Annotated in this window: 25 protein-coding genes and 1 pseudogene; 20 read left to right on the plus strand and 6 right to left on the minus strand. The window is 57.3% G+C overall.

What is annotated here, in order from left to right:
• The first annotated feature begins 62 nt into the window (after positions 1-62).
• The 7 genes from C8029_RS07650 (at position 63) to C8029_RS07680 (ending at position 9,792) form a co-directional block, all read left to right on the plus strand.
• Positions 63-1,229, plus strand: a complete 1,167-nt coding sequence (locus C8029_RS07650) for an efflux RND transporter periplasmic adaptor subunit (protein ID WP_009570036.1) — start codon at positions 63-65, stop codon at positions 1,227-1,229.
• Position 1,230: 1 nt separating this feature from the next.
• Complete coding sequence (locus tag C8029_RS07655; RefSeq protein ID WP_009570035.1) at positions 1,231-3,198, plus strand: MacB family efflux pump subunit; 1,968 nt, start codon at positions 1,231-1,233, stop codon at positions 3,196-3,198.
• An 82-nt stretch (positions 3,199-3,280) separates the two neighbouring features.
• Complete coding sequence (locus tag C8029_RS07660; RefSeq protein WP_152002645.1) at positions 3,281-4,177, plus strand: NAD-dependent epimerase/dehydratase family protein; 897 nt, start codon at positions 3,281-3,283, stop codon at positions 4,175-4,177.
• Entirely contained in the window at positions 4,174-4,785 is a 612-nt protein-coding gene (locus C8029_RS07665) for a sugar transferase (protein ID WP_152002646.1), read from the plus strand. Before C8029_RS07660 ends, C8029_RS07665 begins: the two co-directional genes overlap by 4 nt.
• 172 nt (positions 4,786-4,957) lie before the next feature.
• Entirely contained in the window at positions 4,958-6,814 is a 1,857-nt protein-coding gene (locus tag C8029_RS07670) for a polysaccharide biosynthesis protein (protein ID WP_009570032.1), read from the plus strand.
• A 186-nt stretch (positions 6,815-7,000) separates the two neighbouring features.
• Positions 7,001-9,088, plus strand: a complete 2,088-nt coding sequence (locus tag C8029_RS07675; protein WP_193217611.1) for a YjbH domain-containing protein — start codon at positions 7,001-7,003, stop codon at positions 9,086-9,088.
• Positions 9,085-9,792: a YjbF family lipoprotein gene (locus tag C8029_RS07680; protein WP_009570030.1), complete on the plus strand. Its 708-nt coding sequence runs from the start codon at positions 9,085-9,087 to the stop codon at positions 9,790-9,792. The genes C8029_RS07675 and C8029_RS07680 overlap by 4 nt, the downstream gene beginning before the upstream one ends.
• 89 nt (positions 9,793-9,881) lie before the next feature.
• Here C8029_RS07680 and C8029_RS07685 read toward each other — a convergent pair whose 3' ends face one another.
• On the minus strand, positions 9,882-10,079 hold the full coding sequence (locus tag C8029_RS07685) for a hypothetical protein (protein WP_009570029.1): 198 nt from the start codon (positions 10,077-10,079) through the stop codon (positions 9,882-9,884).
• Positions 10,080-10,436: 357 nt separating this feature from the next.
• Here C8029_RS07685 and C8029_RS07690 point away from each other — a divergent pair, with 357 nt between their 5' ends.
• The 7 genes from C8029_RS07690 (at position 10,437) to C8029_RS07720 (ending at position 17,229) form a co-directional block, all read left to right on the plus strand.
• Positions 10,437-11,627, plus strand: coding sequence for an MFS transporter (locus C8029_RS07690; RefSeq protein ID WP_009570028.1), 1,191 nt, complete (start codon positions 10,437-10,439; stop codon positions 11,625-11,627).
• Positions 11,628-11,713: 86 nt separating this feature from the next.
• A complete protein-coding gene (locus C8029_RS07695; protein WP_009570027.1) occupies positions 11,714-12,850 on the plus strand; it encodes a capsular polysaccharide export protein, LipB/KpsS family in 1,137 nt (378 codons plus the stop codon).
• A gap of 72 nt (positions 12,851-12,922) precedes the next feature.
• Positions 12,923-13,945, plus strand: coding sequence for an aspartate-semialdehyde dehydrogenase (locus C8029_RS07700; RefSeq protein WP_009570026.1), 1,023 nt, complete (start codon positions 12,923-12,925; stop codon positions 13,943-13,945).
• Positions 13,946-14,302: 357 nt separating this feature from the next.
• Entirely contained in the window at positions 14,303-14,503 is a 201-nt protein-coding gene (locus C8029_RS07705) for a hypothetical protein (protein WP_009570025.1), read from the plus strand.
• A 123-nt stretch (positions 14,504-14,626) separates the two neighbouring features.
• Positions 14,627-16,291, plus strand: a complete 1,665-nt coding sequence (locus tag C8029_RS07710; RefSeq protein ID WP_193217612.1) for a DUF4139 domain-containing protein — start codon at positions 14,627-14,629, stop codon at positions 16,289-16,291.
• Between the two features lie 384 nt (positions 16,292-16,675).
• Positions 16,676-16,891, plus strand: a complete 216-nt coding sequence (locus C8029_RS07715) for a hypothetical protein (protein ID WP_193217613.1) — start codon at positions 16,676-16,678, stop codon at positions 16,889-16,891.
• 35 nt (positions 16,892-16,926) lie between these two features.
• The gene (locus C8029_RS07720) at positions 16,927-17,229 is read left to right on the plus strand and encodes a hypothetical protein (protein ID WP_009570022.1); all 303 of its coding nucleotides are present in this window, start codon (positions 16,927-16,929) and stop codon (positions 17,227-17,229) included.
• 5 nt (positions 17,230-17,234) lie between these two features.
• On the opposite strand, the gene C8029_RS07725 is transcribed toward C8029_RS07720, so the two are convergent.
• Entirely contained in the window at positions 17,235-17,882 is a 648-nt protein-coding gene (locus C8029_RS07725) for a carbonic anhydrase (RefSeq protein WP_152002650.1), read from the minus strand.
• A 152-nt stretch (positions 17,883-18,034) separates the two neighbouring features.
• On the opposite strand from C8029_RS07725, the gene C8029_RS07730 reads away from it, so the two are divergent.
• The 3 genes from C8029_RS07730 to C8029_RS07740 all read left to right on the plus strand — a co-directional run bounded on the left by C8029_RS07730 (position 18,035) and on the right by C8029_RS07740 (position 20,753).
• Positions 18,035-18,427 carry a hypothetical protein gene (locus C8029_RS07730; protein WP_152002651.1) on the plus strand — a complete coding sequence of 131 codons (393 nt, stop codon included), beginning with the start codon at positions 18,035-18,037 and terminating at the stop codon, positions 18,425-18,427.
• A gap of 134 nt (positions 18,428-18,561) precedes the next feature.
• The gene (locus C8029_RS07735; RefSeq protein ID WP_152002652.1) at positions 18,562-19,944 is read left to right on the plus strand and encodes a leucyl aminopeptidase family protein; all 1,383 of its coding nucleotides are present in this window, start codon (positions 18,562-18,564) and stop codon (positions 19,942-19,944) included.
• Positions 19,941-20,753, plus strand: coding sequence for a C40 family peptidase (locus tag C8029_RS07740; protein ID WP_152002653.1), 813 nt, complete (start codon positions 19,941-19,943; stop codon positions 20,751-20,753). Before C8029_RS07735 ends, C8029_RS07740 begins: the two co-directional genes overlap by 4 nt.
• A 7-nt stretch (positions 20,754-20,760) precedes the next feature.
• Here the strand turns inward: C8029_RS07740 and C8029_RS07745 are convergent, their stop codons facing one another.
• From C8029_RS07745 to C8029_RS07755, 3 genes are all read right to left on the minus strand, one after another.
• A complete protein-coding gene (locus tag C8029_RS07745; RefSeq protein ID WP_009570017.1) occupies positions 20,761-21,102 on the minus strand; it encodes a DUF2794 domain-containing protein in 342 nt (113 codons plus the stop codon).
• A gap of 308 nt (positions 21,103-21,410) precedes the next feature.
• Positions 21,411-21,704 carry an I78 family peptidase inhibitor gene (locus tag C8029_RS07750; RefSeq protein ID WP_193217614.1) on the minus strand — a complete coding sequence of 98 codons (294 nt, stop codon included), beginning with the start codon at positions 21,702-21,704 and terminating at the stop codon, positions 21,411-21,413.
• Positions 21,701-22,324, minus strand: coding sequence for a TetR/AcrR family transcriptional regulator (locus C8029_RS07755; RefSeq protein ID WP_009570015.1), 624 nt, complete (start codon positions 22,322-22,324; stop codon positions 21,701-21,703). Before C8029_RS07755 ends, C8029_RS07750 begins: the two co-directional genes overlap by 4 nt.
• A 354-nt stretch (positions 22,325-22,678) precedes the next feature.
• Between C8029_RS07755 and mbfA the strand changes: the two genes are divergently transcribed.
• The 3 genes and pseudogenes from mbfA to C8029_RS07770 all read left to right on the plus strand — a co-directional run bounded on the left by mbfA (position 22,679) and on the right by C8029_RS07770 (position 24,782).
• A complete protein-coding gene (mbfA, locus tag C8029_RS07760) occupies positions 22,679-23,656 on the plus strand; it encodes an iron exporter MbfA (RefSeq protein ID WP_152002654.1) in 978 nt (325 codons plus the stop codon).
• Positions 23,657-23,695: 39 nt separating this feature from the next.
• Positions 23,696-24,153: pseudogene (locus C8029_RS07765) on the plus strand (YaiI/YqxD family protein).
• Positions 24,150-24,782, plus strand: coding sequence for an HAD family hydrolase (locus C8029_RS07770; RefSeq protein WP_152002655.1), 633 nt, complete (start codon positions 24,150-24,152; stop codon positions 24,780-24,782). The pseudogene C8029_RS07765 and the gene C8029_RS07770 overlap by 4 nt, the downstream one beginning before the upstream one ends.
• Here C8029_RS07770 and C8029_RS07775 read toward each other — a convergent pair.
• A complete protein-coding gene (locus C8029_RS07775; protein ID WP_152002656.1) occupies positions 24,779-26,032 on the minus strand; it encodes an MFS transporter in 1,254 nt (417 codons plus the stop codon). The genes C8029_RS07770 and C8029_RS07775 overlap by 4 nt on opposite strands.
• Positions 26,033-26,095: the final 63 nt, after the last annotated feature.

Below are 26,095 nucleotides of genomic sequence, written 5' to 3' on the forward strand. Positions count from 1 at the left end.
TCCGACGCTCCTGCGTATTACAGGTTCAAGCTCTCTGCGCTGCGGCATTTGAAAGGTTCGATATGAAACCCTCCCTTCGTTTTTTGATTGTCATTCTGCTCTGTGGAGCGGGCTATTGGGGCTGGACCCAGTATGCGAGCAAGGACGACCAAGCCCCGCCGCAAACGGCGCGTGTCATGCGGGGATCGGTGTCCGAGACTGTGCTGGCCTCAGGCACGATCGAAGCCAAGCAATTGATCAGCGTCGGTGCGCGCACCTCGGGTCAGATCGAAACGATGGCCGTCGCTTTGGGCCAAACCGTGGCGGCGGGTGATTTGATCGCGCAGATCGACAGTCAGGACCAACACAACGACGTGCTTCAGGCCGAAGCGGAATTGGCCAATATCAACGCGCAGATTGCGGCGAAACATGCGAGTTTGAAAAAGGCGCAACTGTCCTTGAATCGGTTGAATGAGCTGAACAAACAAAACTACGCCTCGCAAGAAGATGTCGAAAGCGCGATTGCCGATCTGGCGGTTTATGAGGCCGAGCTTGAGGCGTTGGACGCACAAAAATCAAGCGCAGAGGTCAATGTGTCGACCGCGAAAATCGCGCTGGACCGCACCACGGTGACGGCGCCGATCAGCGGCACGGTTGTGGCCGTGGTCGTGGATGAAGGTCAAACGGTGAATGCCAACACGACCTCTCCGACCTTGGTGAAATTGGCCAACCTCGACAAGATGCTCGTCAAAGCCGAAATTTCAGAGGCCGATGTGGTGCATGTCGCGGCGGGGCAAAAGGTCAGCTTTACCATTCTTGGAGAACCCGACAACGCCTTTGCCGCCACCGTGCGCGACATCGAACCCGCCCCCTCGGAGATCGAGGACAGCGATACGATTTCGACCGATGAGGCGATTTATTACAATGGCATTCTTGAGGTGGATAACCCGGATCATGTGTTGCGGATCGGGATGACGACACAGGTGTCCGTGGTCTTGGATGAGGCGGTGAATGTGTTGACCGTGCCTGCCGCGGCTTTGAATACGGATGCAGAGGGGCAGAGGTTTGTCATGGTGTATGACGCCACCAGCGGTGCAGAAAAAATGCAGCCGGTTGAGGTGGGGCTGAACGACAAAGTGACGGCGGAAATCATCTCAGGTGTGAGCGAGGGCGATTGGGTGGTGACCGGGGCAGCCGTTGCGGCACCCACAGGCAGTTCTGGACGCATGGGTCCGGGAATGGGGTTCTGACATGACCGATGCCATAAGGCCCAACCCGCTTATTTCCGCGCGCGGTCTGACCCGCAGTTTTCCCGCAGGGGAAGAGGTCATCACCGTGTTGCGCGACGTGGATATCGACATTTACCCCGGCGAAATGGTGGCCATTATCGGCACCTCGGGCTCAGGTAAATCGACCCTGATGAACATCCTCGGCTGTCTCGATCGGGCCAGTGCCGGGACATATATGTTTGATGGCAAGGATGTGGAAGATCTTGATCCTGACGAATTGTCGCGGCTGCGGCGCGAACATTTCGGCTTTATTTTCCAACGCTATCAATTGCTGTCCGATCTGGATGCGGTCGGGAATGTCGAGGTGCCCGCGATTTATGCCGGGGTCGGGCGCACCGCGCGGCGAGAACACGCCAAAGAGCTGTTGACCCAATTGGGCTTGGAGACGCGTTTTGATCATCGCCCTACCGAACTGTCCGGCGGCCAGCAGCAACGCGTCTCTGTGGCGCGTGCCCTGATGAATGGGGGCGAGGTGATCCTGGCCGATGAACCGACTGGCGCATTGGACACCAAAAGCGGTGATGACCTGATTGAGCTTTTGCTGGATCTCAACGCCAGGGGCCACACCATCGCCATGGTCACACACGACCCGAATGTGGCCAAACATGCCCATCGGATCATCGAGATCAGCGATGGACGGATCATTTCGGATCAGCGGCAAGACGGCAAAGACCCCGAAAACAAGACCGCCTATAAGGCGCAAATCCCGCCCGCCAGCGCCCATATCGGCGCGGCGGTGCAGAGGTTGGGGGAGGCGTTCAATATTTCGCTCAAGGCGATGTTGGCGCATCGCACCCGCTCTTTTCTGACCATGCTCGGCATCATTATCGGTATCGCCTCCGTGGTGCTGGTCGTGGCGCTTGGCAATGGCACGCAGGAAAAGGTGCTCGAAAGTATCAGCTCTCTGGGCACCAACACGATTTCGGTGCGCGCTGGCTCGGGCTTTGGCGCGCGGGATTCCGGGCGGATCGAAACGCTGATGCCCTCAGATGCCGATGCCCTGTCCTTGATGCCTTTCGCCGACAGCGTGTCTCCCGCCGTGTCCACACAGGCCTCGGTGATCTATCGCAACACCGAAGCCTCCGCGACGATCAGCGGGGTGAGTGGCGATTACTTTCAGGTCCACGCCTATGAGACCGTCTCTGGCACCGTGTTCAGTGACAGCGATGTCACGAGTTACACGCAGGTCGCGGTGATTGATGAGGACACGCAAGGCACGTTTTTTGACACAGGGGTCGATCCTTTGGGGCAGGTATTGATATTAGGCCATGTGCCGGTCCGGGTGATCGGCGTGGTGCGTTCGACAGGAGCCACGTTTGGTCCGTCTTCGCTCAATGTCTGGGTGCCCTACACCACGGCGATGGCGCGGGTGTCGGGACAAAACAACCTCGATAGCATTGGCATTCGGGTGGTTGACGATTTCGATATGGCCGAGGCCGAAGCCCAGATTTCCGCACTTTTGACCGCGCGCCACGGTTCCAAGGATTTCTTTTTGACCAACACGGACACGATCCGTGAAACCATCACTTCAACGACCGAAACACTGACCTATCTTGTGGCGATGATTGCGGTGATTTCACTGATCGTCGGCGGGATTGGCGTGATGAACATCATGTTGGTCTCTGTGACTGAACGGACCAAAGAGATCGGCGTGCGCATCGCCATCGGGGCGCGGCGCTCCGATATTGTCAGCCAGTTTTTGCTGGAGGCCGTGATGGTCTGTCTCGTCGGTGGGGTGATTGGGATTGCGGCGGCGTTGATTGGCGGGGTTCTGGTGGAACGCTTTGTGGACAGTGTGCGATTGAGTTTCTCGGTCGCGGCCGTTGTCGTCGCATTCCTGTCCTCGACCTTGATCGGGATCACCTTTGGCTTTCTTCCGGCACGCAATGCGGCGCGCCTCGATCCTGTTGTCGCGCTGAGCCGGGAGTGAAAGGGTGGTTTTCGGGACTGGCACCTTGGCGCGCGGCTCGGTAGCATGGCGTTCAAAGATGTGAACAGGACACCACGCGAGCATGTCAAACCACCGCGCCGCAGTCATCGGGGCCTCCGGGCGGATCGGCGCGCTGTTGCGTGCGGCATCACGGGCGGAACCTGCGGAGCATATAAAGATCACATGGCAATTTCGCGCACCCCCGCCTGACCCGAAGACCGGTTTTCACTGGCCTGACCTCACGGACCCGCAGCCTCTGATCCATGAAGCCGCGCGCCGGGGCGGGCTGGATGCGCTTTTGGTCTTTGCCGGCGTGTCCCAAACCGGGCGCAAAGACGATCCGGCTGAGATGAAAGCCAACGTCGAGATCGTGGACGCGGCGATCTCTGCGGCTCAGTCAGCGGGGATTTCAAAACTCATCGTGGCGTCCTCTTCTGCCGTCTATGGCGCGGGGATGGGGTGTCCTTTTGTCGAAACCGATACGCTCCACCCGCTCAACGCCTATGGCGCGGCGAAGATGGAGATGGAGGCACTGTGCGCCCGGCGAGCGGATGCATTGGGGCTTGAGATCTGTTGCCTGCGCATTGGCAATGTCGCGGGGGCGGATATGCTTTTGGGCAATGCCATGGCGCGGGCATCAGGCGATGCGCCGTTGCGGCTGGATATGTTCCCCGATGGCGAAGGTCCGCGCCGGTCTTATATCGGACCTCTGAGCCTGTTTCGTCTGCTTTGTGCGCTGATCGTAACGGATCAACCCTTGCCGTCTGTACTCAACCTAGGGGCGCGTCACCCAGTGTCGATGAATGCGCTCTTGGAAGCGGCGGAAGAGCCATGGACGGCCGTACCCGTATCCGCCTCGGGACATCAAAACATCGCGTTGAACTGTACTGCTCTTTTTGACATCTGCCCGCAGGTCCGGGTGGGCGACACTGCGGCAGATATTGTTGCCGAATGGCAGCGGCTGCGAGGCGTATTATGACAGGTCGAAAACGACTCTTTGATATCGTCTTTGCGCTTGTTTTGGCGGCTCTGCTATGGCCCGCCTTTGCCATCGTGGCGCTGTTGATCCTGTTTCGGGACGGTGCGCCGATTTTCTACACCTCCGAGCGGATGAAAACCGCAGACACAGGCTTTCAACTGATCAAATTCCGCACCATGACCGTGGCGCAAAATGACAGCGGCGTGTCCGGTGGCGATAAGGCCACGCGGGTGACAAGAATTGGGCGTTTTCTGAGGAAAACCCGGTTGGATGAACTGCCGCAGCTTTGGAACATTCTGCGCGGGGATATGTCCTTTGTCGGTCCGCGCCCGCCGCTTAGAGCCTATGTTGAGCGGTTTCCCGATCTCTATGCGGATGTCCTGAAAAACCGCCCCGGCGTGACGGGTTTGGCGAGTTTATATTTCCACGCCCATGAAGAACGCCTTTTGTCCAAATGCGTCAGTTTTGAGCAAACGGATGATGTCTATGCCCGCCGGTGCGTGCCCCGAAAGGCGTGTTTGGATCTGATCTATCAAAGACATGCAACTGTCTGTTTCGACGTCAAGATATTGGCCATTACCTGCGCTGCCGTTCTGCAGAGACGATGAGGTCCGGCGGTCCCTCGGCGGTCCTTCGCTGATCAATCTGGTACTTTTTTACACAGTTTCGGTTTTAATACACATACGCCCTTTCCCAAGCCCATGCTTTTTGCAAGGAAGAAAGGGAAAATACACTTTTTGAGCGAGTAATCGAGTGTACAGAAGAGTTTTAATCGTTGGTATGACCTCCCTGCCTGTGCATGTTGTGCGCGCTGTTTTGATGGCAAACGACGTCGGGGTCTTATTCGCGGCACTCACGATGACACATATCTTGCTCTTTGGCGCGGATTTTCCTGCGTCCTATCCGGGCATGTTTTGGCTTTACCTTGTGGTGGGTCTGTTTGGGCTGGCCATGATCACGGGGTTTCGTCTTCAACGGATTAAACTCGTGATGCTGAACTCTGGCGATGTGCTTAATATCGCCAAGGCCAACCTCGCGATCATGCTGAGCCTGATGATTGTCTCTCTTGGCCTCGGTGTGCCGCATATGTTGGCCAACACGCTGACTTTTGGCGTGTTTTCTTTTGCTGGCATGGTCGGAACCCGTGCCATTGCAGTGTCTGTGTTCGGCCACCTTCGGGAACATTTGCACAAACGCCAAACGGTCGCCGTGTTTGGTGCCGGACCCGCCGGGGTGCAATTGGCCTCGGCGTTGAGCCAATCGTCGGACATGCGCCCGGTTGCATTTTTTGACGACAATCCCACCATGCACGGGATGGAAATCGGCGGCATACCTGTGTGCTCGCCAAAAGATTTAATCGCCGATATGTTTCGCCAATCCATCTCAAAGCTGATCATCGCTTTGCCCGATAGCGCCAAGGCGCGGCAGAAGGCGATTGTCGATATGTGTCTTCGCGCCGATATTGACGTGCAGATTTTGCCATCCTTCATTGATTTGCTGGCGGATCGCGGCAATGAAAAATTGCGCACGGTTGATCCGCATGACATCCTGGGGCGCGACAAAGTTGATCTTGAGACCCCTGAGGTGGCCAAGAGCTATGCCGGGCGTGTGGTGATGGTCACCGGGGCAGGCGGGTCTATTGGCTCTGAATTGTGCCGTCAGTTGATCGCCTGTCGCCCAGCCAAAATCGTGTTGTTCGAGCAAAGCGAATACAATCTCTATATGGCAGACCTCGATCTGGCCAAGCGTACCCAATCATGCGCGGTCGAGATTTGTTCCCGGCTTGGCTCGGTCACCGATCCCATGCGCTTGCGTCAGGTGATGGCCGAGGAGAAGGTGGAAATCATCCTTCACGCTGCCGCCTACAAGCATGTGCCTTTGGTCGAGGGCAATGAGCTTGAGGGCGCGCGCAACAATATTCTGGGCACGAAAATTTTGGCCGATGCCGCCGTTTCTGCGGGCATTGAGCGTTTTATCCTTGTGTCAACCGATAAGGCAGTCCGCCCGACCAGCGTGATGGGGGCGACAAAGCGTTTGGCGGAATTGATCGTTCAGGATGTGCAAACCCGCGCACCGGACACCAAATTTGCCATGGTGCGCTTTGGCAATGTCTTGGGGTCGTCCGGCTCGGTGTTGCCGCTGTTTCAGGCGCAAATCGAAGCGGGCGGACCGGTGACCGTCACCCATCCAGAGATGAACCGGTATTTCATGACAGTCTCTGAGGCCGCGCGTCTTGTGCTTTTGGCCGGGGCCTATGCCGAAGGCGGCGATGTGTTCGTATTGGACATGGGGAAACCGCAAAAAATCATCAATATTGCCCGCAAACTGATCCGCCTGTCCGGGCGCCGGGTCAAGGATCCGGTGACGGGCGAGGGTGACATTGAGATCAAAATCACGGGCCTGCGCCCCGGTGAAAAGCTATTTGAAGAGCTGTTTGTCGATGAGGACAGCCTGTGTAAAACGCCGCATCCGAAAATCTTGCGCGCCGAGGAGGCGCGGCTGAGCGAGATTCAAATCGCGGGAATGTTGCGCGAAGTTCAGGTGGCCATCGACACGGCGAACCCGCAAAAATTGCGCAAGGTGGCGATGGAGCGGGTGGATGGCTACCAGTCCGAGCAAATTCCACTCAAGGCTTGAAACACCGCAGAGATGGCTCAAAAAGGGGGGCAAAAGCGCCCCATATCATGGTGCAGCGTTCGGGCCGCATACGGGCTAGGCCACAGGTTAAATTCTGATATGGTACGTAAAATTTCGGGGAATAAAGTGGGTCACAGGACGATGCAGGGACGACGGGCGAGAGCTGAACGTCAAGGCGGCAAAGCTTTGCTTTGGGCCGCGGTCGGAGGCGTGGCGCTGTCAAGCACACCGATGATGGCCGAGGAATTGCACACCTCACGTTTCGGCCTTTATGGCTCCGCAGGTCTGTTGGATATGCCCACGGCAGAGACGGCACCGGATGGGCAACTGAGCCTGTCGCATACGCGTTTTGGTCCCGTGCGCCGTACCACCTTGGCCTTTCAAATCCTGCCGCGCCTGTCTGGCAGCCTCAGCTACAGCGGCACGGAAAATCTGACCGACGAATTCGACGTCTATTGGGACCGGACCTTTGATCTCAGCTATCAGCTTTTTGACGAGGGGACTTATCGCCCCGCCGTTTCCCTCGGTCTGCGCGATCTCATGGGCACAAGCCTTTTGGGCAGTGAATATATAGTGGCCACCAAATCCGTCGGTGAGCGCCTGCGCGTGACCGGGGGGCTTGGTTGGGGCCGTTTGGCGACGCAAAACGATCTTGGCTTTTCCATCGGCAATCGGGATGGCGACCTTCGGGACACCGGTGGCACGCTCAATTATGATCAATGGTTTCGCGGACCTGTCGGGGCGTTTGGCGGGTTGAGTTACGATCTCAATGACAAGTTGACCGTTTTGGCGGAATATTCGTCTGATGCCTATCTGGCCGAAACGGAGCGTGGCATCGTCACGCATAATTCGCCTTTCAATGTCGGTCTGAGCTATCACATTACCCCCCATATCACTGCCTCCGCCTCTTATCTCTATGGCGACATGTTCGGGTTTGGGATCACCGGATTTCTCAACCCGAAAACCCCGGCGGTGAAAGGCGGGCTTGAACCCGCGCCGATTCCGGTGATGCAGCGCCCGAGCCGCTCTGCCGATGCGCTGGGGTGGTCTGGCGCATGGATTGAGGATGGCACGGACGCCCCCGCAATTCGCAAAGCCTTGGCGCGCGCGATGGCCAAAGAGGGGCTTGAACTCGAAGCCATGTCTTTGACCGCGACCCGCGCCGAAGTGCGGTTTAACAACACCCGCTTTGCCGCACGCGCCGAGGCGCTGGGTCGCCTGTCACGCCTGATGTCGCGGGCCTTCCCGCCGTCGGTCGAAACCTTTGTGATGACCGAGGTGGTTGAGGGCGTGCCGACACAGTCCACCATCGTCCCGCGCACCGGTGTCGAGCGGCTTGAATTCGAGCCGGCTGGCCAGATGCTGGCCGTGACGCAATTTGCCGATCCCCGCGCTTTGCCCTCCGATCCTTTGGTGCGGCTTGACGATGTCTATCCGCGCCTGCACTGGTCTGTGTCACCCTATCTGACAGCCTCCGTCTTTGACCCCGAAAGCCCATTGCGTGCTGACATCGGATTGCGTGGCAAGGTCAATTACGAACTGATGCCGGGCCTGTCTTTGCGGGCGTCAACCTCGGTCCGTCTCAGTGGCAATATTGCCGATGAGGATGTCAGCGTCGATGACACCACCCTGCCGCCTGTGCGTTCTGAGGCACCCTATTATTCCAATCAGGTACAACTCGAAAACCTGACGGCCAACTGGTATGGTCATCCGGCTGAAAACATCTTTACCCGCGCATCTGTCGGCTATCTTGAACGGATGTATGGCGGTGTGTCCGGTGAAGTGCTTTGGAAAAAATCCGCCAGCCGCCTGGCCCTTGGCGCCGAGGTCAACTATGCGCTCAAACGCGATTTTGATGATCTGTTTGGCTTCGGCGACTATGATATCGTGACGGGGCACGTCTCCGGCTACTACGACATGGGCAACGGTTTCCATGGTCAAGTGGATGTGGGTCGCTATCTTGCCGGCGACTGGGGCGCGACGTTCTCTGTGGATCGCGAATTCAACAATGGTTGGCGGGTTGGCGCCTATGCGACCTTGACCGATGTGCCCTTTGATGAATTTGGCGAAGGCTCTTTTGACAAAGGCATTCGGATTTCCATGCCCTCTGATTGGTTCGCCGGAACGCCGACCACCGAACGTAATGATTTCCTGTTGCAATCGCTCACCCGTGATGGCGGCGCGCGCCTGAATGTGCAGGGACGGTTGTATGAGCGTATCCGCGGCACCCAACAACCAGAGATCGAAGACCGTTGGGGGCGGTATTGGAGATGAAACAGCACAAGATGACGCGTCTTGCCGTGGCTTTGGCGGCGCTCGGTTTGTCGTTTGGCCTGATGGGCTGTGGCAATGATCAGTCCGCCAAACGGGCCAGCGCAACGATCAAAGATCTCTCGTCCATGGCTGTGGGGAAGCTGGGCGGCAAGGGTAAAGCCGCGCCCCCGGTTGATCCGCGCGTGTCGATTGAGACCACCATGAGAGAAATCCCAGGGGTCCCGCTGCAATTTGTGATGCAAGAAAAAACGAGCGCCTATGCGGTGACCTCGATCTATGGCCAAAACGGTTCGGTGATCACTTGGGTGGGGGCCGATCGAAAAACCACAAGCCTTGATCGGGGAATGCTGACGGCCACCCGTGGCTTTGGCAATGACTTGATGTCTGTGGAAGACGGCGGGGCTGTGCGGCTGATCACCACAAAACAGGCCGGGACGGTGACGAAAACCTATCGGTTTCTGGATGGGTTGGAGCGCACGACGCGTTTGGCGCTAACCTGTGCAATCACGCCGGGTGAAACTCAATCGGTGACATCTGGTGAGATTTCGACCTCTGCAAGGATCATGCGCGAGACCTGTCAGACCGCGACCGGGGAATTTTCTTTCACCAACACCTATTGGATTGATGCGGGAGGCCGGATGGTGCAATCGGTGCAATGGGCCAGTGCCGAGATTGGCCAATTGGTGTTTCGCCGTCTGAGGTGAGCGCGTCATTGGCGCTCAAGACATTTGAATTTGAGAAAGAAAAACGGCGGCCAAATGACCGCCGTTTTAAAATTCGAAAACAGGTCGACTTAGGAGTCGAGAGCAACTGCGAGCGCAGCAGCGCCGAGCAGAAGCAAAAGAGCGTTACCACCCATGGAACCATTGGAAGAGCTGGAGCTTTCCTCAACAATCACGGTGGGGGCCATTTCGGGCTCAGAATAGCCACCGGCAAAGGAAGCGGATGCTGTTGCGACAACAAGCATAGAGGCGAGGGTAACTTTTTTCATATTGGTATCTCCGTTACAACAAATCACTCAGCATCCAAAGCCAAGTTCAAATCGAATTTTGCATACTCACCTTAAGCGGGAAACCACAAACTATGCGGCCAGTCTGTTTTCGGCGAAAAAAATCTACATCGTGTCGTATTCAACTCACTTACTGATTTTAAGAGAAGAATTTAATAAAAACATACACTAAAGCCTTTTGCGTGTTTCTGGGGTCAGGAGGCTTGCAAAAGGACCGCGTAGCATCAATGTTACGGGCGTTTTGCATGTGATCTGGTTCCGGTCAAATGCAACACGCTTAAATGGGAACGAATAGACCGAAACCTCTCGGTTTGGCGCGCCAATCTCTGGGAGGGGATCATGGTCAAAGGCATTGTCTGGCTTGTGCTGGCCTATGGGCTGAGTCAATTTTATCGGGCTTGCCTTGCGGTGTTCGGGCCCATTCTCAAATCCGAAATCGGGTTGGGGCCTGAGGACACGTCCATGGCTTTGGGGCTGTGGTTTTTGACCTTTGCCGCTATGCAAATCCCCGTGGGCTGGTTGTTGGACCATCATTCCCCCAAAGCCACGGCGATGGTGCTTTTGTCGTTTGGCGGTGGCTTGGGGGCGATCGTGTTTGCGATGGCGCAGGGGCCTTTAGGAGTCAACGTCGCAATGATGTTGATCGGCATCGGTTGCTCTCCGGTGTTGATGACTTCGCTTTACATCATCGCCCGTACCGCGCCGCCTGCACGTTTCGGCACGCTGACCGGGCTTGTGCTTGGCATTGGGTCGTTGGGCAATGTTGCTGCCGCCACCCCTTTGACATGGTCGATGGAGCTGTTGGGTTGGCGCGGGACATTGCTGGCTTTGGCCGCTCTGACGCTATTGATTGCCGGTGCGCTTTATCGTTTTGTCGAGGATCCGCCCCGGCTTGCTCACACTGCGGAAGGGCCGCGCAAAGGGATGCGCGATTTGTTGAAACTGCGCGCACTCTACCCGATCTTGTTGATTGCTTTGGTCGCTTACGCGCCCGGGGGCGGGTTGCGCGGCAGTTGGATTGGCGGTTATTTGTCCGATGTGCATGGGTTGAGCTCAGCGCAGGTCGGAACGGGGACGCTGGTCATGGCGTTTGCGATGATCATTGGCAGCCTTGCCTTTGGTCCGGTTGATCGCCTGATCAAAAGCCACAAATGGATCGTCGGCGGCAGTGCCGCGCTGACGTTAGTGCCCTTGGCGATGTTATGGCGGGGCTTTGGCGATGCCAAGGTGACGGCGGCCATTGTCTTGTTTGCGCTGGTTGGATTTTTCTCGTCCAACTATCCGCAGATCATGAACCACGGTCGCACGCTTTTGCCGCCGGAACTGGTCGGGCGCGGGGTGACGTTGATCAACCTGTTCTCCATCGGTGGCGTGGGCCTGTCACAGATTGTCTCCGCGCGCTTGTTTGCCGCGCAGATGGGGGCCGAGAGCGCCATGGTGACGTCCTATAGTGTTGTCTTTGGCTTCTTCTCTATCACGCTGGTGCTTGGCCTTGTGGTCTATGCTTTTGGCGCGCGCGATCCCCGATAGCTGGCTTGTGACAGGGCGGCGCCTGTCCTAAGACATTTGGGGTGAACACCTGTGGCACCGGGGCTTGATCAGGAGGCATCCGCGCGATGATCGCATATCTCAAAGGCTGGTCGACCAAAAAGGACAGCTTCTTTGCCTCGGTCGCCAAGGCGGCAGGGGGCGGCAAAGGCTTGCCGCTGATCCCGCTGTCGTTTCACGGCTTTCCCGAAAGTGACGCGCGTGCCAAGGCGGCGATGGCCGTGGCCAAACGCCAGCCCAAAAGCGCGCTGGTGCGGATGTTGAAATTTCGCCTGATCTGGGCGCAATACAACGGCGCGCGCCGCTATTTCACCCGCCACCCGGACAGGATCGCGATGTGTTGGAATGGCATCACCGGCTCTCGCCGTGTGTTCATGGAAGGGGCGCGCGATGCAGGGGTGCCGCGGCTTTATGGTGAACTCGCGCCCTTTCCCGGTCGGATGCAACTTGATCCCAAAGGCGTCAATGCGCTGAGTTCTGTGCCGCGCGATCCGGGGTTTTTCACCGCATGGGCGGCAGGACGCGCGGATCGTCAGGGCGACGCGTGGCGGGCGATGGGGGCAAACCTCACCGCGCGGCTGTCGCGGCGCGCCGATGTGAGGCAGGTGGAGGCCGATCTGTCCGATGAGCCGTTTCTTTTCGTGCCGTTGCAAGTGCCCAATGACAGCCAAATCACCATGTTTGGCGGCTGGACCGGCTCCGTTGCAGGGATGATCGCAGCGCTGGCCGAGGCCTCCGAGGCCCTGCCAGAGGGTTGGCATATTCGGATCAAAGAACACCCCTCCGCCAAGACCTCTTTGGCGGAACCGCTGACCCGCGCCATGTCTATTGCTCAAGGACGTCTGCGCATCGACAACCAAACCGACACTTTCGCCCAAGTCCGCGCCAGCCGTGGCGTGGTTACCATCAACTCCTCGGTCGGGCTGCAATCGTTTTTCTACGACACACCAGTGATTGTTTTGGGCGAGGCGTTTTTTGCGCTGCCCGGTTTGGTGCGTGTGGCCGGGGACCAAACGGCACTCCATGCGGCGATGGCGGAGGCGGAATCGCTCGCCTTTGATCCGGTCTTGCGGGCCGCTTTCATGAATTATCTTGATCAGGTGCATTTCCCGCATGTATCGGAAAGCCCCGATGGCACCATCGAGATCGACCAAAACGCCGCAGTACAGCGGATAAAGGCGGCAAAGACTGCCGTAGGGCACTAAACCCTCTTTCCTCCAAACGCCCTTTCGCGTAAGGCTCCGCGCCAGTCAACCTGGACTGATGAGGAGTGCCAAATGGGCTATAAAGTCGTCGTCGCAGGCGCCACGGGCAACGTGGGCCGCGAAATGCTGAACATCCTCGCCGAGCGCGAGTTTCCTGTGGATGAGATTGCGGTTCTTGCATCGCGCAAATCTCTCGGCACCGAAGTGAGCTTTGGCGACAAGACCCTCAAGACCCAAGATCTTGACACCTTTGATTTCACCGGCTGGGACATGGCGTTGTTTGCCGTGGGGTCTGACGCGACCAAAATCTACGCGCCGAAAGCCGCGAAAGCGGGCTGTGTGGTGATCGACAACTCGTCGCTCTATCGCTACGACGCCGATGTGCCGTTGATCGTGCCGGAAGTGAACCCGGACGCCGTGATGGGGTATGCGAAGAAAAACATCATTGCCAACCCGAACTGTTCGACCGCGCAGATGGTTGTGGCTTTGAAGCCGCTGCATGACCGTGCCAAAATCAAACGCGTTGTTGTGTCGACCTATCAATCGGTATCTGGCGCGGGCAAAGCCGGGATTGATGAGTTGTGGGATCAGACCAAGGGCATGTATGTCCCAGGTCAGGAACGCGCCGCGGCGAAATTCACCAAGCAGATCGCCTTTAACGTGATCCCGCATATTGATGTGTTCATGGATTCCGGCGACACCAAAGAAGAATGGAAAATGATCGCCGAGACCAAAAAGATTTTGGACACGTCGATCAAAGTCACCGCGACCTGTGTGCGTGTGCCGGTGTTTGTCGGCCATTCTGAATCGATCAACATCGAGACCGAAGAGTTTCTGGACGAAGATGAAGCCCGCGAAATCCTGCGCGTTGCGCCGGGGATCTTGGTGGTCGATAAGCGCGAAGATGGCGGCTATGTCACGCCGGTTGAATGCGTTGGCGATTACGCCACCTTTATCTCGCGCATCCGTCAGGACGTGAGCATCGAGAATGGTCTCAACCTGTGGTGCGTCTCCGACAACCTGCGTAAAGGCGCGGCTCTGAACGCGGTTCAGATCGCCGAGCTTCTGGGCCGTCGGGTTTTGAAAAAAGGCTAAGGGTAGGAGGCCAAAAGAGCCTCTGATCTTTGGTTACTAAAGTCTTAAAGAAAGGGCGCTTGCGGGCGCCCTTTTTGTTGCCGATTCGACGCTGCGCGGACAGCATTGCCGTCTTTTTATTGGATTTAGGGACCAGTTTTGCCATCTTTGCGCCCAAAAGATCGAAAACTCAGAGCGCTCACAGAGCAATAAATTCAAGTTTTTATCTATTTATGTCATTGAAATAAAAGGGGAGTTTTGAAAATTCCTCCTAGAGGCCGCATTAACTTTAAAGTTTATTTATCAGCGCGGAGAAATTGTGGCGCTGTTATGTTCTGATTGACTGAAGACACCGCCACATAGAGAGGGAGGTCATTTATGTTTCGAGTGAAGATCAATCTCAGCGCCATCCGGCACGATCCTTGCGCGCCTAAATGTGACGCCGAAGATCGGATGGGCGATTGGGCCGAGGAAATCGTGAACACCGAGCCCCGCCTGACGCGCGAGGAGTTATGCCGCACCTTTGGGGACAAATTCGGCGGCATTGCGGGTGAGGGCTATAATAAAACCGTGGCTTAACAAGGCATCTCCGTCGGCGGGCTTTTGCCGGGAGCGGCGCAAAAGCTCCTCTGTCGCGGGAATATGACTTGCGTCTCACGCAGTGCCATTGGACCTTCTCCTCCGATCGAACAGGAGGAAACGATGTTTTCAAACCCCATTGCCAAACAATCCATTTGGACCACATCCGCGCTTGTGATCTGCGCGATGACTGTGCCCGGTATGAGCTTGGCCGATAGTTTTTCCGCCCAGTCGGATGTCACCGAAGTGACGCTTTACCCGCAAAGCGCCACCGTGACCCGAGAGGGCCAGATCAGCCTTCCCGCGGGCCAGCATGAGGTGACCTTTACCGACATTCCTGCAAGCTCGGTCGACGGGATCATTGCCAGTCTGCAAAGCACGGTAACGGGTGCCGCGTTGGGTCCGGTCACCTATGCACGCACAGCCACCATTGGCGATGCGGAGCGCTACCGCACACCAGAGGCCAAGGCCGCGAAAGCCGCATTGGACGCGCTTGAGGCGCAGCTGCGCGACGAGACCCGTAAAGCCGCCGCAGTACGCCTAGAGGTCGCCGCCGCCGAGGACACATTGGCCTATTTGGGTCGCCTGTCGGCAGGGGAGGCCACGTCTGTCGACACGATGGCCGCCACGGCTGACATGATCCGCGAACACTCCTTGTCCGCCCGTCTTGCCATGGCTGATGCGACCGCCCGCGCCGAGGCCGCAGACCGAGACCTTGAGGCCCTCAAGGACAATATCACCCGCGCCAAAGCCGCCTTGGACCGTCTTGCCCCGTCTGGGGGTGACCGCCTGTCGATCACCCTCGCGCTGGATGTCGCCGAGGCGGGCGATGTGACGGTGGATTTCAGCTATAGTGTGGACGATGCCTATTGGCGGCCGATGTATACGGCGCGGCTGAACACAGAAACAGGCACGTTGGACCTTACCCGCGCGGTGCAGGCGACTCAGGAGACGGGCGAGAACTGGCAGAACGTGATGTTGCGCTTTGCCACCGACAATCCGGCGCGACGCAGCGATCCAAATGAGGTCTACCCCTGGGTGCGCCGCATTTATGAGCCACAGCCGGTTCAGGAATTGATGCGCAGCGCGGACGCAGGCATGGCGGGCTATGCCGAATCGGTGATGGCGGCGCCCATGGCGATGGACAAACAAATGGCCACCGCCACTCTTACCGGGTTGAGCCTGACCTATAGCTATCCGACGCCGACAACGCTCTATTCCGATGAGGGAATGAGCGAATTCGCCCTCTCCGAAGTGGCCCTGTCGCCGGAGATCATGGTGCGGGCTGTGCCGCTTTTTGAAGACACTGGTTATCTCATGGCACATTTCACCAATGACACGAGCGAAATGTTGGTGCCCGGCTCTGTGCGGCTGATCCGCGACGGGGTGAGCCTTGGCGAGACCCGTTTGGACACGGTTGTGGACGGGGCCGAGGTCGATCTGGCCTTTGGTGTGGTCGATGGCATCCGCGTGACCCGAACGGTGCTGGCGAAAAACGAAGGCGATCGGGGCGTGATTTCGAAATCGAATGAAATGTCGTCTGAGGTGCGGATTTCCGTGGAAAACCTGACGGCGAAGACCTGGCCGATAGAGGTGATCGACCGGGTGTCCGTGTCGGAGCAAGAAGACCTTAAGGTCGATTGGTCGGCCACGCCGATGCCGGATATGACCAATCTGGACGACAAGCGCGGTGTGATGGCGTGGCATTTCGATCTGGATGCGGGCAAGACCCAAGACATCACTTTGCGGGAAAGCCTGCGCTGGCCTGAGGGGATGGCGCTGGAATGATTCAGGGCTGAACGCATACTATGCGGGCGGCGCCCTGTTGCGCGCCGTCCGCGCTGGGCCGGCGATTCGTTCGAAAGTGGAGAGAAACAGAGGACGTCACAAAGCCGCCATGAAGCTGCCGCGGGCTTGCCCGACCTTCGCCCGACGCGCGTCATGGACCTTTGGCGAAATTAACCCTCTTTTGGGGGTTGCACCAAATTTTAACTTTTCAAACAGAGCTTTAACTCTGGTTTAGGTGTTTGATAACACAGGGCTATTGTTTTTCCGCTTCGCCGAAAATCAGCAAATATCTCAAATTGTTTCCATGCTTTCCTACCGTCAAACCGCGCTCTGTGGTCCCTTTATCTCACGGGGGCCGGGGGCACGGACCGAAAGGATGGAACGATGATCATGCTGATGAAAACAACCGGCCAATCTGGCACCGTATACGGCGCGATGTCTTTCAGCTGGGATGTGCAGGAGTTTGAGGCGACATGCCGCCCGGCGAACCATAATCTGACCCGTGATGCACGCCGTTCCAATGTTGTGCTTTTGGGCGGATGTCGCGAAACCCCCGATTTTCGCCCGGACCAAGGCGCGCGTATTGCGCTTGTCGCCTGATCCAAACCGACTGCCACTCTGAAAAAGGAAACGCCATGACCAGTTATTTCGACAAAGCCCGCCAAGGTCGCACCATCGCTCTGAACTTGCATCAAAGCGGGGCCGTTATGTTCTTTCCCGAAGAGATTGAGGCACTGGACCTGAGTAAGCGTCCGGTCATCCGTCAGACGCTCACACAAATGAGCAAACCCATGTTCGTACGCTCCAGTTCTGTTGAAACCGGCGCAGTAATTGGGACAGCGCAGGCCGGAAACAGTGGCGATGCGCCCTATCTTTTGACCAATGCGCTTGCGCTCAACGACGATACGATTGAAACCGTTCTGCGGTTGGTGGCTTAAGCGGATCAGATTGGCGAGAAGCTGTTGGTCTCGGGGTCGTACTGATGCAAATCGCCCTCACCAATGTCGGTCCAAAGCCCATGAAGTGTCAGATCACCGGCTTCGACGGCGGCTTGGACAAAGGGGAACGTCATCAGGTTTTCAAGCGACACAAGGATGGATTCTTTTTCCAATGCCCGCTTGCGTTCGCCTTCCGGTTTGTCGAGGACGCGCTCATATCCGGGACGCAAGATGTCCATCCAGCGGCCGATAAACGAAGACTTTTCTTCAAGCTCAGGCGCATTGCCCGAACACATGTCGTAACAGCCCTGAACGCCACCGCAATTGGAATGGCCCAAAACCACGATATGCGCCACTTTGAGCGCGGTGACGGCATATTCAACCGCCGCCGATGTGCCGTGATGGTCGCCATCGTCGGCAAAGGGTGGGACAAGATTGGCGATGTTGCGGTGGATGAAAAATTCGCCCTGATCCGCGCCAAAAATGGATGTCACATGAACCCGCGAATCACAGCAGGAAATGATGAACGCGCGCGGACGCTGACCGTCTTCGGCCAGACGGCGATACCAGGATTTGTTCTCGGCAAACGTGGTCGCTTTCCATCCTTGATACCGTTGAACCATATAGCTTGGGAGGGGTTTTGCATATTTCATCGCGGAGAAGCTCTCTTGGGGATGTCGATAGCCAGTTTGCGCGAATGTAATGAGAGTTTTCGAGGAATTCGAGGGAAAATCAGCTTGGGACTAAACCTTTTCTTGAGGGTCTTGAGCCAAAGTCAGATCACGGCGCGTGGGGGCGCTCAAATATGTGGGGTACTAAAATGGTGGTGGTAAAGCTGCGGCCCGATGGGGCTGTGCACGTTGATCGAGACCGTTTGGATCAACTTTATGGTCAACTTGGCACGTCAGGGGCCGATGGTGTCGTGTCGCGCGCCATGGAAGAACTGGCGGTCAGATTGGCCAAAGTCGAGAGCAGCTATAGAAAGAGCCAGCTCGAAGACTTACAGCGAGCAGCACGCTCGATGGTCGCAATTTCCGAACAGATCGGGATGGTCAGTTTCGCACGCGTCGCAAGTGACGTGAATGAATTGGCGCTGTCCGATGACGGAACGGCCTTGGCCGCTTGTGTGGAGCGGTTGATGCGGATCGGGGAAAATTCCCTTTTGGCGGTATGGGACCTTCAGGGCGCATCGCTCTGACCCGTTCCGACAATCGCGGATCAAAAGAGGCGACAGAAAAGACTTTGGTGCGCCGGACAGCCGTCCCGCGAACCAGCTTGCAGGTGGCATCGGATCGGTTAGTCTTGGCGCAACGCCAATGAAAGGCCCGTCCGATGCCACTTTCTTTTGTCTCACCCACAGAGTCCGCTGTTCCTTTGTTCCTGATCGGCGCTGACGATCTGGACGGTTTCCTCGCCACCCGATCCGACGATGATAAGCTCTGGCTCAAAGCCAATGGGTTTTCCGCCGCATTGGGCACTGTCTGCGTGATTCCGGCAGACGGGAAAATTGCGGCGGTTGTCGCCGGGTTTGGCACCGAAAAAACGCGGGCGCGGGACCGGTTTGGCTTTGGCGCGGTGCGTGCGAAATTGCCGGACGGCACCTATGCCTTGCACACGACGCTGACGGGCGAGGCATTGGAGGAGCAGCTTTTGGCGTGGCTTCTGTCCGGATATGTTTTTGATACATATGTTAAAAAGTCAAAATCCTCCGTCCATCTTGTGGCTCCTGAGAGCATCGATGTCGGTCGGATCGAAGCCATTGCTGCGGGCGAGGCGCTGACCCGTGATCTGATCAACACGCCCTCAAATGACATGGGCCCGGCCGAGTTGGAACAGGCGGCGCGCAGCTTGGCGCAGGCGCATGGTGCAGAGATTTCTGTAACGTCAGGTGAGGCTTTGTTGGAGCAAAACTTCCCGATGATTCACGCCGTGGGCCGTGCCTCGCCGCGCGCCCCTGCCTTGATCGACATGCGCTGGGGCAAGGCAGGGCCGACGTTGACACTGGTGGGCAAAGGCGTGTGTTTTGACACTGGCGGGTTGAACCTCAAACCCGGCGCTTCCATGGGCTTGATGAAAAAGGACATGGGTGGGGCGGCGACCGTTTTGGGGCTGGCGAAAATGATCATGGCGCTGGATGTGCCGCTGCGACTGCGGGTGTTGATCCCGGCGGTGGAAAACGCGGTGTCGGGCAACGCCTTCCGGCCACAAGACGTGTTGACCTCGCGCAAAGGATTGACGGTTGAAATCAACAATACCGATGCCGAGGGGCGTTTGGTTTTGGCCGATGCTCTGGCGCTTGCGGATGAAACCCCGCCGGATTTGTTGATCTCGATGGCGACCCTCACGGGAGCGGCGCGCGTGGCCGTTGGGCCGGATCTCGCGCCGTTTTTTGCCACTGATCCGAAGGATGCCTTGGTGCTGTCAGCCGCGGCGGCCAAGGTGGCCGATCCGGTCTGGCAACTGCCCTATTGGGAGCCTTACGAGAGCATGATCGAGCCGGGGATTGCCGATCTCGACAACGCCCCCTCGGGTGGCATGGCCGGGTCGATCACTGCTGCGCTGTTTTTGCGGCGTTTCGTGACCGAGTCTCCGCGGTATATGCATTTTGACATCTATGGGTGGAACCCGACGGCTGCGCCAGCGCGTCCCAAAGGCGGCGTTGGCCAAGGGGCACGCGCGCTTTTGGCCGCTTTGCCGGAGCTTTTGTCGCTATGACGGATCGCCGCCTGACTCCGGCCAATACCCGAGTGGCGCTTGCGGGATATGCCCGCCAAGGCCAGAGCGAAGTGCTTGCAAAGCCCGCCACCGTCCGCGTCCCTGTTGCCGATTTGCGCACCGCACCCGACGGTGCGCGGGATCGACAAGTGTTGTGGGGCGACGGGTTTGACGTGCTGGAGCGCCGAGACGGATGGGCCTTTGGCGTCGCGCGGCGCGATGGCTATGTGGGCTATGTGGCTGAGGCCGATCTTGGGCCGAATATGACGCCAACCCACCTGATTTCCGTGCGCGCTGCCCATCTTTATCCCACCGATGATTTCAAATCCGAAGCGGTGGCAAGCCTGTCTTTCGGCGCGCGCATCCGGGTGGTGGATGAGCGGCGCAAATTTATGGAGATCGAGGGCGGGTTTTTTGTACCGAAACCGCATATCCGCCCGATCGAGCGACCCTTTTCCGATCCTGTCACGGTCGCGCAACTGTTCTTTGGGACGCCTTACCTTTGGGGCGGCAATTCCGCCTTTGGCATTGATTGTTCGGGTCTCGTTCAGGCGGCGTTTTTGGCCTGTGGTATCGACTGCCCGGGTGACAGCGATATGCAAATGAGTATGGGCGCCCCCGCCTCAGCGCCCTACAGGCGCGGCGATCTTTTGTTGTGGAAGGGCCATGTGGCGCTTTGCGTCGATGACGAAGTTCTGATTCACGCCAATGCTCATCACATGGCTGTGGCCTATGAGCCGATCTTGCGGGCAATTGCACGGATCGAGGCGCAGGGCGATGGGCCGGTCACGGCGCATCGGCGGATGTAAGGCGGGCCTATTCGACCGCGCGGATCAGTTTGCGGTCCAAAATCCGCAGCACAGCGCGCAGATCGCCGCCGCGTTTGAGAATCTGGCCATCCATGCCGATGACCGAATACATCCCTTGTTTGCCGCGCAGTTTTGGACGTTTCTCAATCCGGTAGATCGGATGTTCGGCGGTGCGTCGAAACACGGAAAATACGGCGACATCTTTGAGAAACGACATGCCATAATCGCGCCATTCGCCCGCGGCCACCATCCGGCCATACAGTCCCAGGATCGTGCCAAGTTCCTGGCGATCAAAGGCGACCCTGTCGTGTTGAGGCGCGGGGCCGGGAAAGGGAGTTGGTGCATTCATGTTCTGAGCTTGGTCATAAATCTGTCAGAAATCAAGGAAACTCATTTCACAATCGACTGCCACCCCCGGTCGCCTTATTGCGGCCATGAAATGGTCTGCGACTTTTCTTGTTTCACCCCTTTTTTGGCCAAGGTGTTGGGGCAAAACGTTAGGCAGAGCGAGAACGCTTTGCCCCGGTGTTACGGTTTAACAGCCCCCACCCAGTTCGTGACTCCGGGGATCTCGCTCAAAACCAACTTGTAAGGCCGAGGCAGCTTGCTGTCTCGGCTTTTCCTTTAGGGGGCGTTGCGTTGGCTGATGTGTTGCGTTTAGCCGCACCAAATGCGGATGATCTGGCCCGTTGCATCCAGATCAATATTCGTGCGCTCCGGGCGGAAGTCCATTGTCACCATGCGCCCCGGAGGGATGATGCGGGTGCCTTCGGGAAGATCAAACGCGTCAAGCGCGGATTTGTCCTGCCCGATCAAGGGGGTAAGTAGCTCTAAAGCGCATTCTGTCGCAGCCATAGGTTCCGGACCTCCATTGGGCTCTTGTGTCTCTTCTTTGCATCCGATCAGGGCGCAGGCACCGAGGATGAGGGCAACAACTGTGGGGCGGATCATTTGCGTACTCCATAGCAACATAAAAACATGTGAACTGCGCCGTCGATGACCTTTTGCTTTTCAGAATCGTCGATGTCGCAACAGGCCTGAAACAGACGCATGGATTGGACGCGGACCTTGCACAATTCGGCAAATTGCTCGGCGGCCAGTTCGATGTCGTCAATCGCCAATTCGCCGCGTGCGGTGCAGCTTGCAAGATATTGCGACAAGCGCTTGGTCACCAAGGCCGGGCCGCTTTCATAATATTTACGACCCAATTCGGGGAAGCGGTCACTTTCCGACACCGCAATGCGAAACACCGCCTGACCAAAATCCGAGAGGATGAAATCAAGGATTTTGCGGCCGACATTTGGTAGAAGCGCGTCAGGCGAAAGGTTTTCGTCCATGCGCTCTTCAAACGCGTCGGCCTGCCGTCTGGTTTCTTGGGCTGCGATTTCTAAAAACAACACGCGTTTGTCAGGGAAATAACTATAGAGCGTGGCTTTGGACACGCCAGCCTCGCGGGCGATGTCATCAACTGATGCGCCCTCGAATCCGTCGCGTAGAAACACAATGCGCGCCCCTTCGACAACCTGATCGAATTTGCGTCCCTTTTTTATCGCGGGATGTGTATCGCTCATGAGTCCCCTCCGTGTCTGGTTATAGTAGAGCGGTTTTTGGGTTTTCTGAATCACGAAATAAGAAAACAAACTGCCCTTTCGTGTTCTGGAGTGATACAGAAAAAAGGCAGGCCCTATGGCCTGCCCAGTGCTCGACAGGGATGTCGATCGAAGGCCGTACAACACACGGACCACATCAATATTTAAACGGATCGGTGCAGTTGAGCAAGCATTTCTGAACTCAACAGTTTAGTTTAACAGGTTCCGCCATAAACCTGAATCACGGATTTATGGCGGAACGCTCTAGAGTAAATTGATGCTTGCGAACCATCGGTGAATTTCATAATTTAGAACCATTCTAAAAGAGAGGCCCAAATGATCCCCGGTTTTGCCAATCGCCGCCGCTTTTCTGATCTGACGGAACAGGAAATCCTCGCACTCGCGATCTCTTCCGAGGAAGATGATGCGCAGATTTATCGTATGTATGCCGAACGTTTACGCGAAGAATTCCCTAGCAGTGCGGCTGTGTTCGAGGCGATGGCAAAAGAGGAAGACGGCCACCGCACCTCTTTGATTGAACTGCATAAAAAACGGTTCGGGACTGTTATTCCGTTGATCCGGCGCGAGCATGTTTCGGGCTATTATGCGCGCAATCCGGTGTGGTTGATCGAAAATCTCGGGCTTGAGCGGATGCGGTCCGAAGCGCAGGCGATGGAACGTGGCGCCGAAGAATTTTACCTCAAAGCCGCCGCGCGCACCACAGATGCCGACACCCGCGCACTTTTGGGACATCTGGCCGCCGCGGAGGCCGGGCACGACAAAAAAGCCGGGGAATTGGAGAAAGAGTTCCTCGATGGAGACGAGCGCGAGGCCGAAGACAAGGCCGCGCATCGTCAATTCGTGCTGACATGGGTGCAACCCGGCCTCGCGGGCCTCATGGATGGCTCGGTCTCGACCCTTGCGCCGATTTTCGCCACCGCCTTTGCCACCCAAAACACCCACACCACCTTTCTTGTCGGCCTTGCCGCCTCTGTGGGCGCGGGGATTTCCATGGGCTTCACCGAGGCCGCGCATGACGATGGCGTGATCTCGGGACGTGGCTCTCCGATCAAACGCGGCTTTGCCTCGGGCATCATGACGATGGTCGGCGGTTTGGGGCACGCGCTGCCCTATCTGATCACCGACTTCTGGACTGCAACGATCATCGCCTTCATCGTGGTCTTTATCGAGCTGTGGGCCATTGCGTGGATTCAAAACAAATTCATGGAAACACCCTTCTTGCGGGCGGCTTTTCAGGTTGTGCTTGGCGGCGCGCTGGTGTTCGCTGCGGGGGCATTGATCGGCGGCGGTTGATGCAGATTTGACCTATAAGCCAGCGCCTCGGAGGCATCTGTGACCAAAATCTACATTGATGCCGATGCCTGTCCAGTCAAAGCCGAGGCCGAAAAAGTCGCCACCCGGCACCAAATTCCCTGTCTCTTTGTCTGCAACGGCGGGCTGCGGCCCTCGCCCAATCCCTATGTCGAGTTGGTCATCGTTCCCGATGGCCCGGATGTGGCTGACATGTGGATTGCGGAGCGCGCGGCGTCGGTGATGTGGTGGTCACGGGTGACATTCCCTTGGCGGCCAAAGCGGTCGAAGCGGGTGCGCGCGTGATCAAACATGACGGCGAGGCGTTTACGCCCGCGAACATCGGTAACGCGTTGGCGACCCGCGATTTGATGTATGATTTGCGCGCGGCGGACCCGTTCCGCCAAGGCGGCGGAAAACCATTTTCAAAGGCGGATCGCTCGCGGTTTTTGGATGCTTTGGAACGCGCGGTGCAAGGCGCAAAAAGGGATGCCCTATGACCATAGACGCGGTGATTTTTGACATTGGCAACGTGTTGATCGAATGGCAGCCGGAGCGCCATTACGATGCGGTGATCGGCGAAGCGCGCCGTCGCGAGATGTTTGAAACCGTTGATTTGCACGCGATGAACGATCGTGTCGATCAGGGCGCAAATTTTCGCGAAACGATTGCGGCAACGGCGGATCACTACCCTGAATTCAAAGACGAAATCCTGATGTGGTATTTCGACTGGATCAAAATGGCCGCTCCCGCCATTCCCGGCTCTGTCGCGATTTTACGCGCTTTGCGGGCCAAGGGCATTCCGGTTTTTGCTCTGACCAATTTTGGCATTGAAAGTTTCGAATTTGCCGAAACGAAATACCCGTTTTTGATGGAGTTTGACCGCCGTTACGTCTCTGGCCGCATGGGCTGTGTCAAACCGCATTCTTTGATTTTCGAGATGGTCGAAGCGGACTGCCACATCGCACCAAAGGCGCTTTTGTTCACCGACGACCGCCTTGAAAACCTTGATATGGCCGCCAGCCGAGGCTGGCAGACGCATCTGTTTGACGGGCCAAGGGGCTGGGCCGATCGTCTTGTGTCTGAGGGGCTTTTGACGGCGAAAGACCTCAGCGCCGCAGGGTTTTAAGCCAAAGCGTTTGCCACGCGTTTGCCCAGAGGCACCTCTTTGATCGGCAAATGCACGATGGCGGAAAACGCCCCGATACCAACGCCAACCCACCAGACGGCGGTGTAATTGCCGTAGACGTCATAAAGCCGTCCGCCCAGCCAAACACCAAGAAACGCGCCGAGTTGGTGAGAAAAGAACACGATGCCGTAGAGCGTTCCCATGTAACGCAGCCCGTAAATATGGGCGACAAGGCCGGAGGTCAGAGGTACCGTGGCCAACCACAGCGCGCCCATGACGACAGAGAAGACCAACACGGATGTTGGCGTGATCGGGAAGGCAATAAAGGCGGCAGCGGCCAAGGTCCGGCCAATGTAAATCCCGGTCAGCAAATACTTTTTTGAATAGCGTTTGCCGAGGTATCCAGCGAACAGTGTGCCACAGATATTGGCCAAGCCGATGAGCGAGATCGACACAGCGCCCAAAGCCGAGGTAGAGGTCACGCCCAGAGATGCGAGCGTGCCCGACGGGTCAATCGCGCCGCACATCTCGGTCACCAGCGCAGGGAAATGCGCGGTGATAAAGGCAAGCTGATAGCCACAGGAGAAGAAGCCCAAAAAGATCAACGTGTAGCTTGGGTCGCGAAAGGCTTTGCCAAGGATCGCGCCAAGGCTCTCTTCCAATTCGGCTTTGCTTGCCATGTGTGGCGAGCGCATCAGGGGCAGCGCCAAGAGCGTGAGTAAGATTGCAGCGGCGAAGAGGACAAACACGTTTTGCCATGCCATCATTCCCAAAAGCCATTCCGCCAAAGGCGCGCCAAACACCTGTCCGGCGGACCCCGCCGCCGTGGCAATGGCCAAGGACATCGACCGGTTTTCATCCGAAGACGCCCGGCCCACGACCGCCAGGATCACGCCAAACCCTGTGCCCGCGATGCCAAATCCGACAAGCACTTCGTAGAGCTGATGTGCCTCAGGTGTGACCGCGAATGACGACAGCACAAGCCCCGCCGCATAGGTCAAGGCGCCAAGGATGATGGCTTTTCGATCACCAATCCGTTCGGCCAAAGCGCCGAAAATTGGCTGTCCGATGCCCCAAAACAGGTTTTGCAACGCAATGGCCAAGGAAAATTCCGACCGGGGCCAGTTGAACTCGGTGGCAATCGGGATCTGAAACACACCAAAGGAGGCTCGGATCGCGAAGCTGACGATGATGACGATACACCCAGCCAAAAGGACGGGGGTGAGAAGTGGTGTGCGTGCGGTGGACATCTTTGGTCTCCTTTGCGTCAGCTTTCGGCAAAATCCGGGCACAGGTCAATTGAATGATTGGCA

Source organism: Roseobacter sp. TSBP12, assembly GCF_009129705.1.
Classification (GTDB): Bacteria; Pseudomonadota; Alphaproteobacteria; order Rhodobacterales; family Rhodobacteraceae; genus Celeribacter; species Celeribacter baekdonensis_A.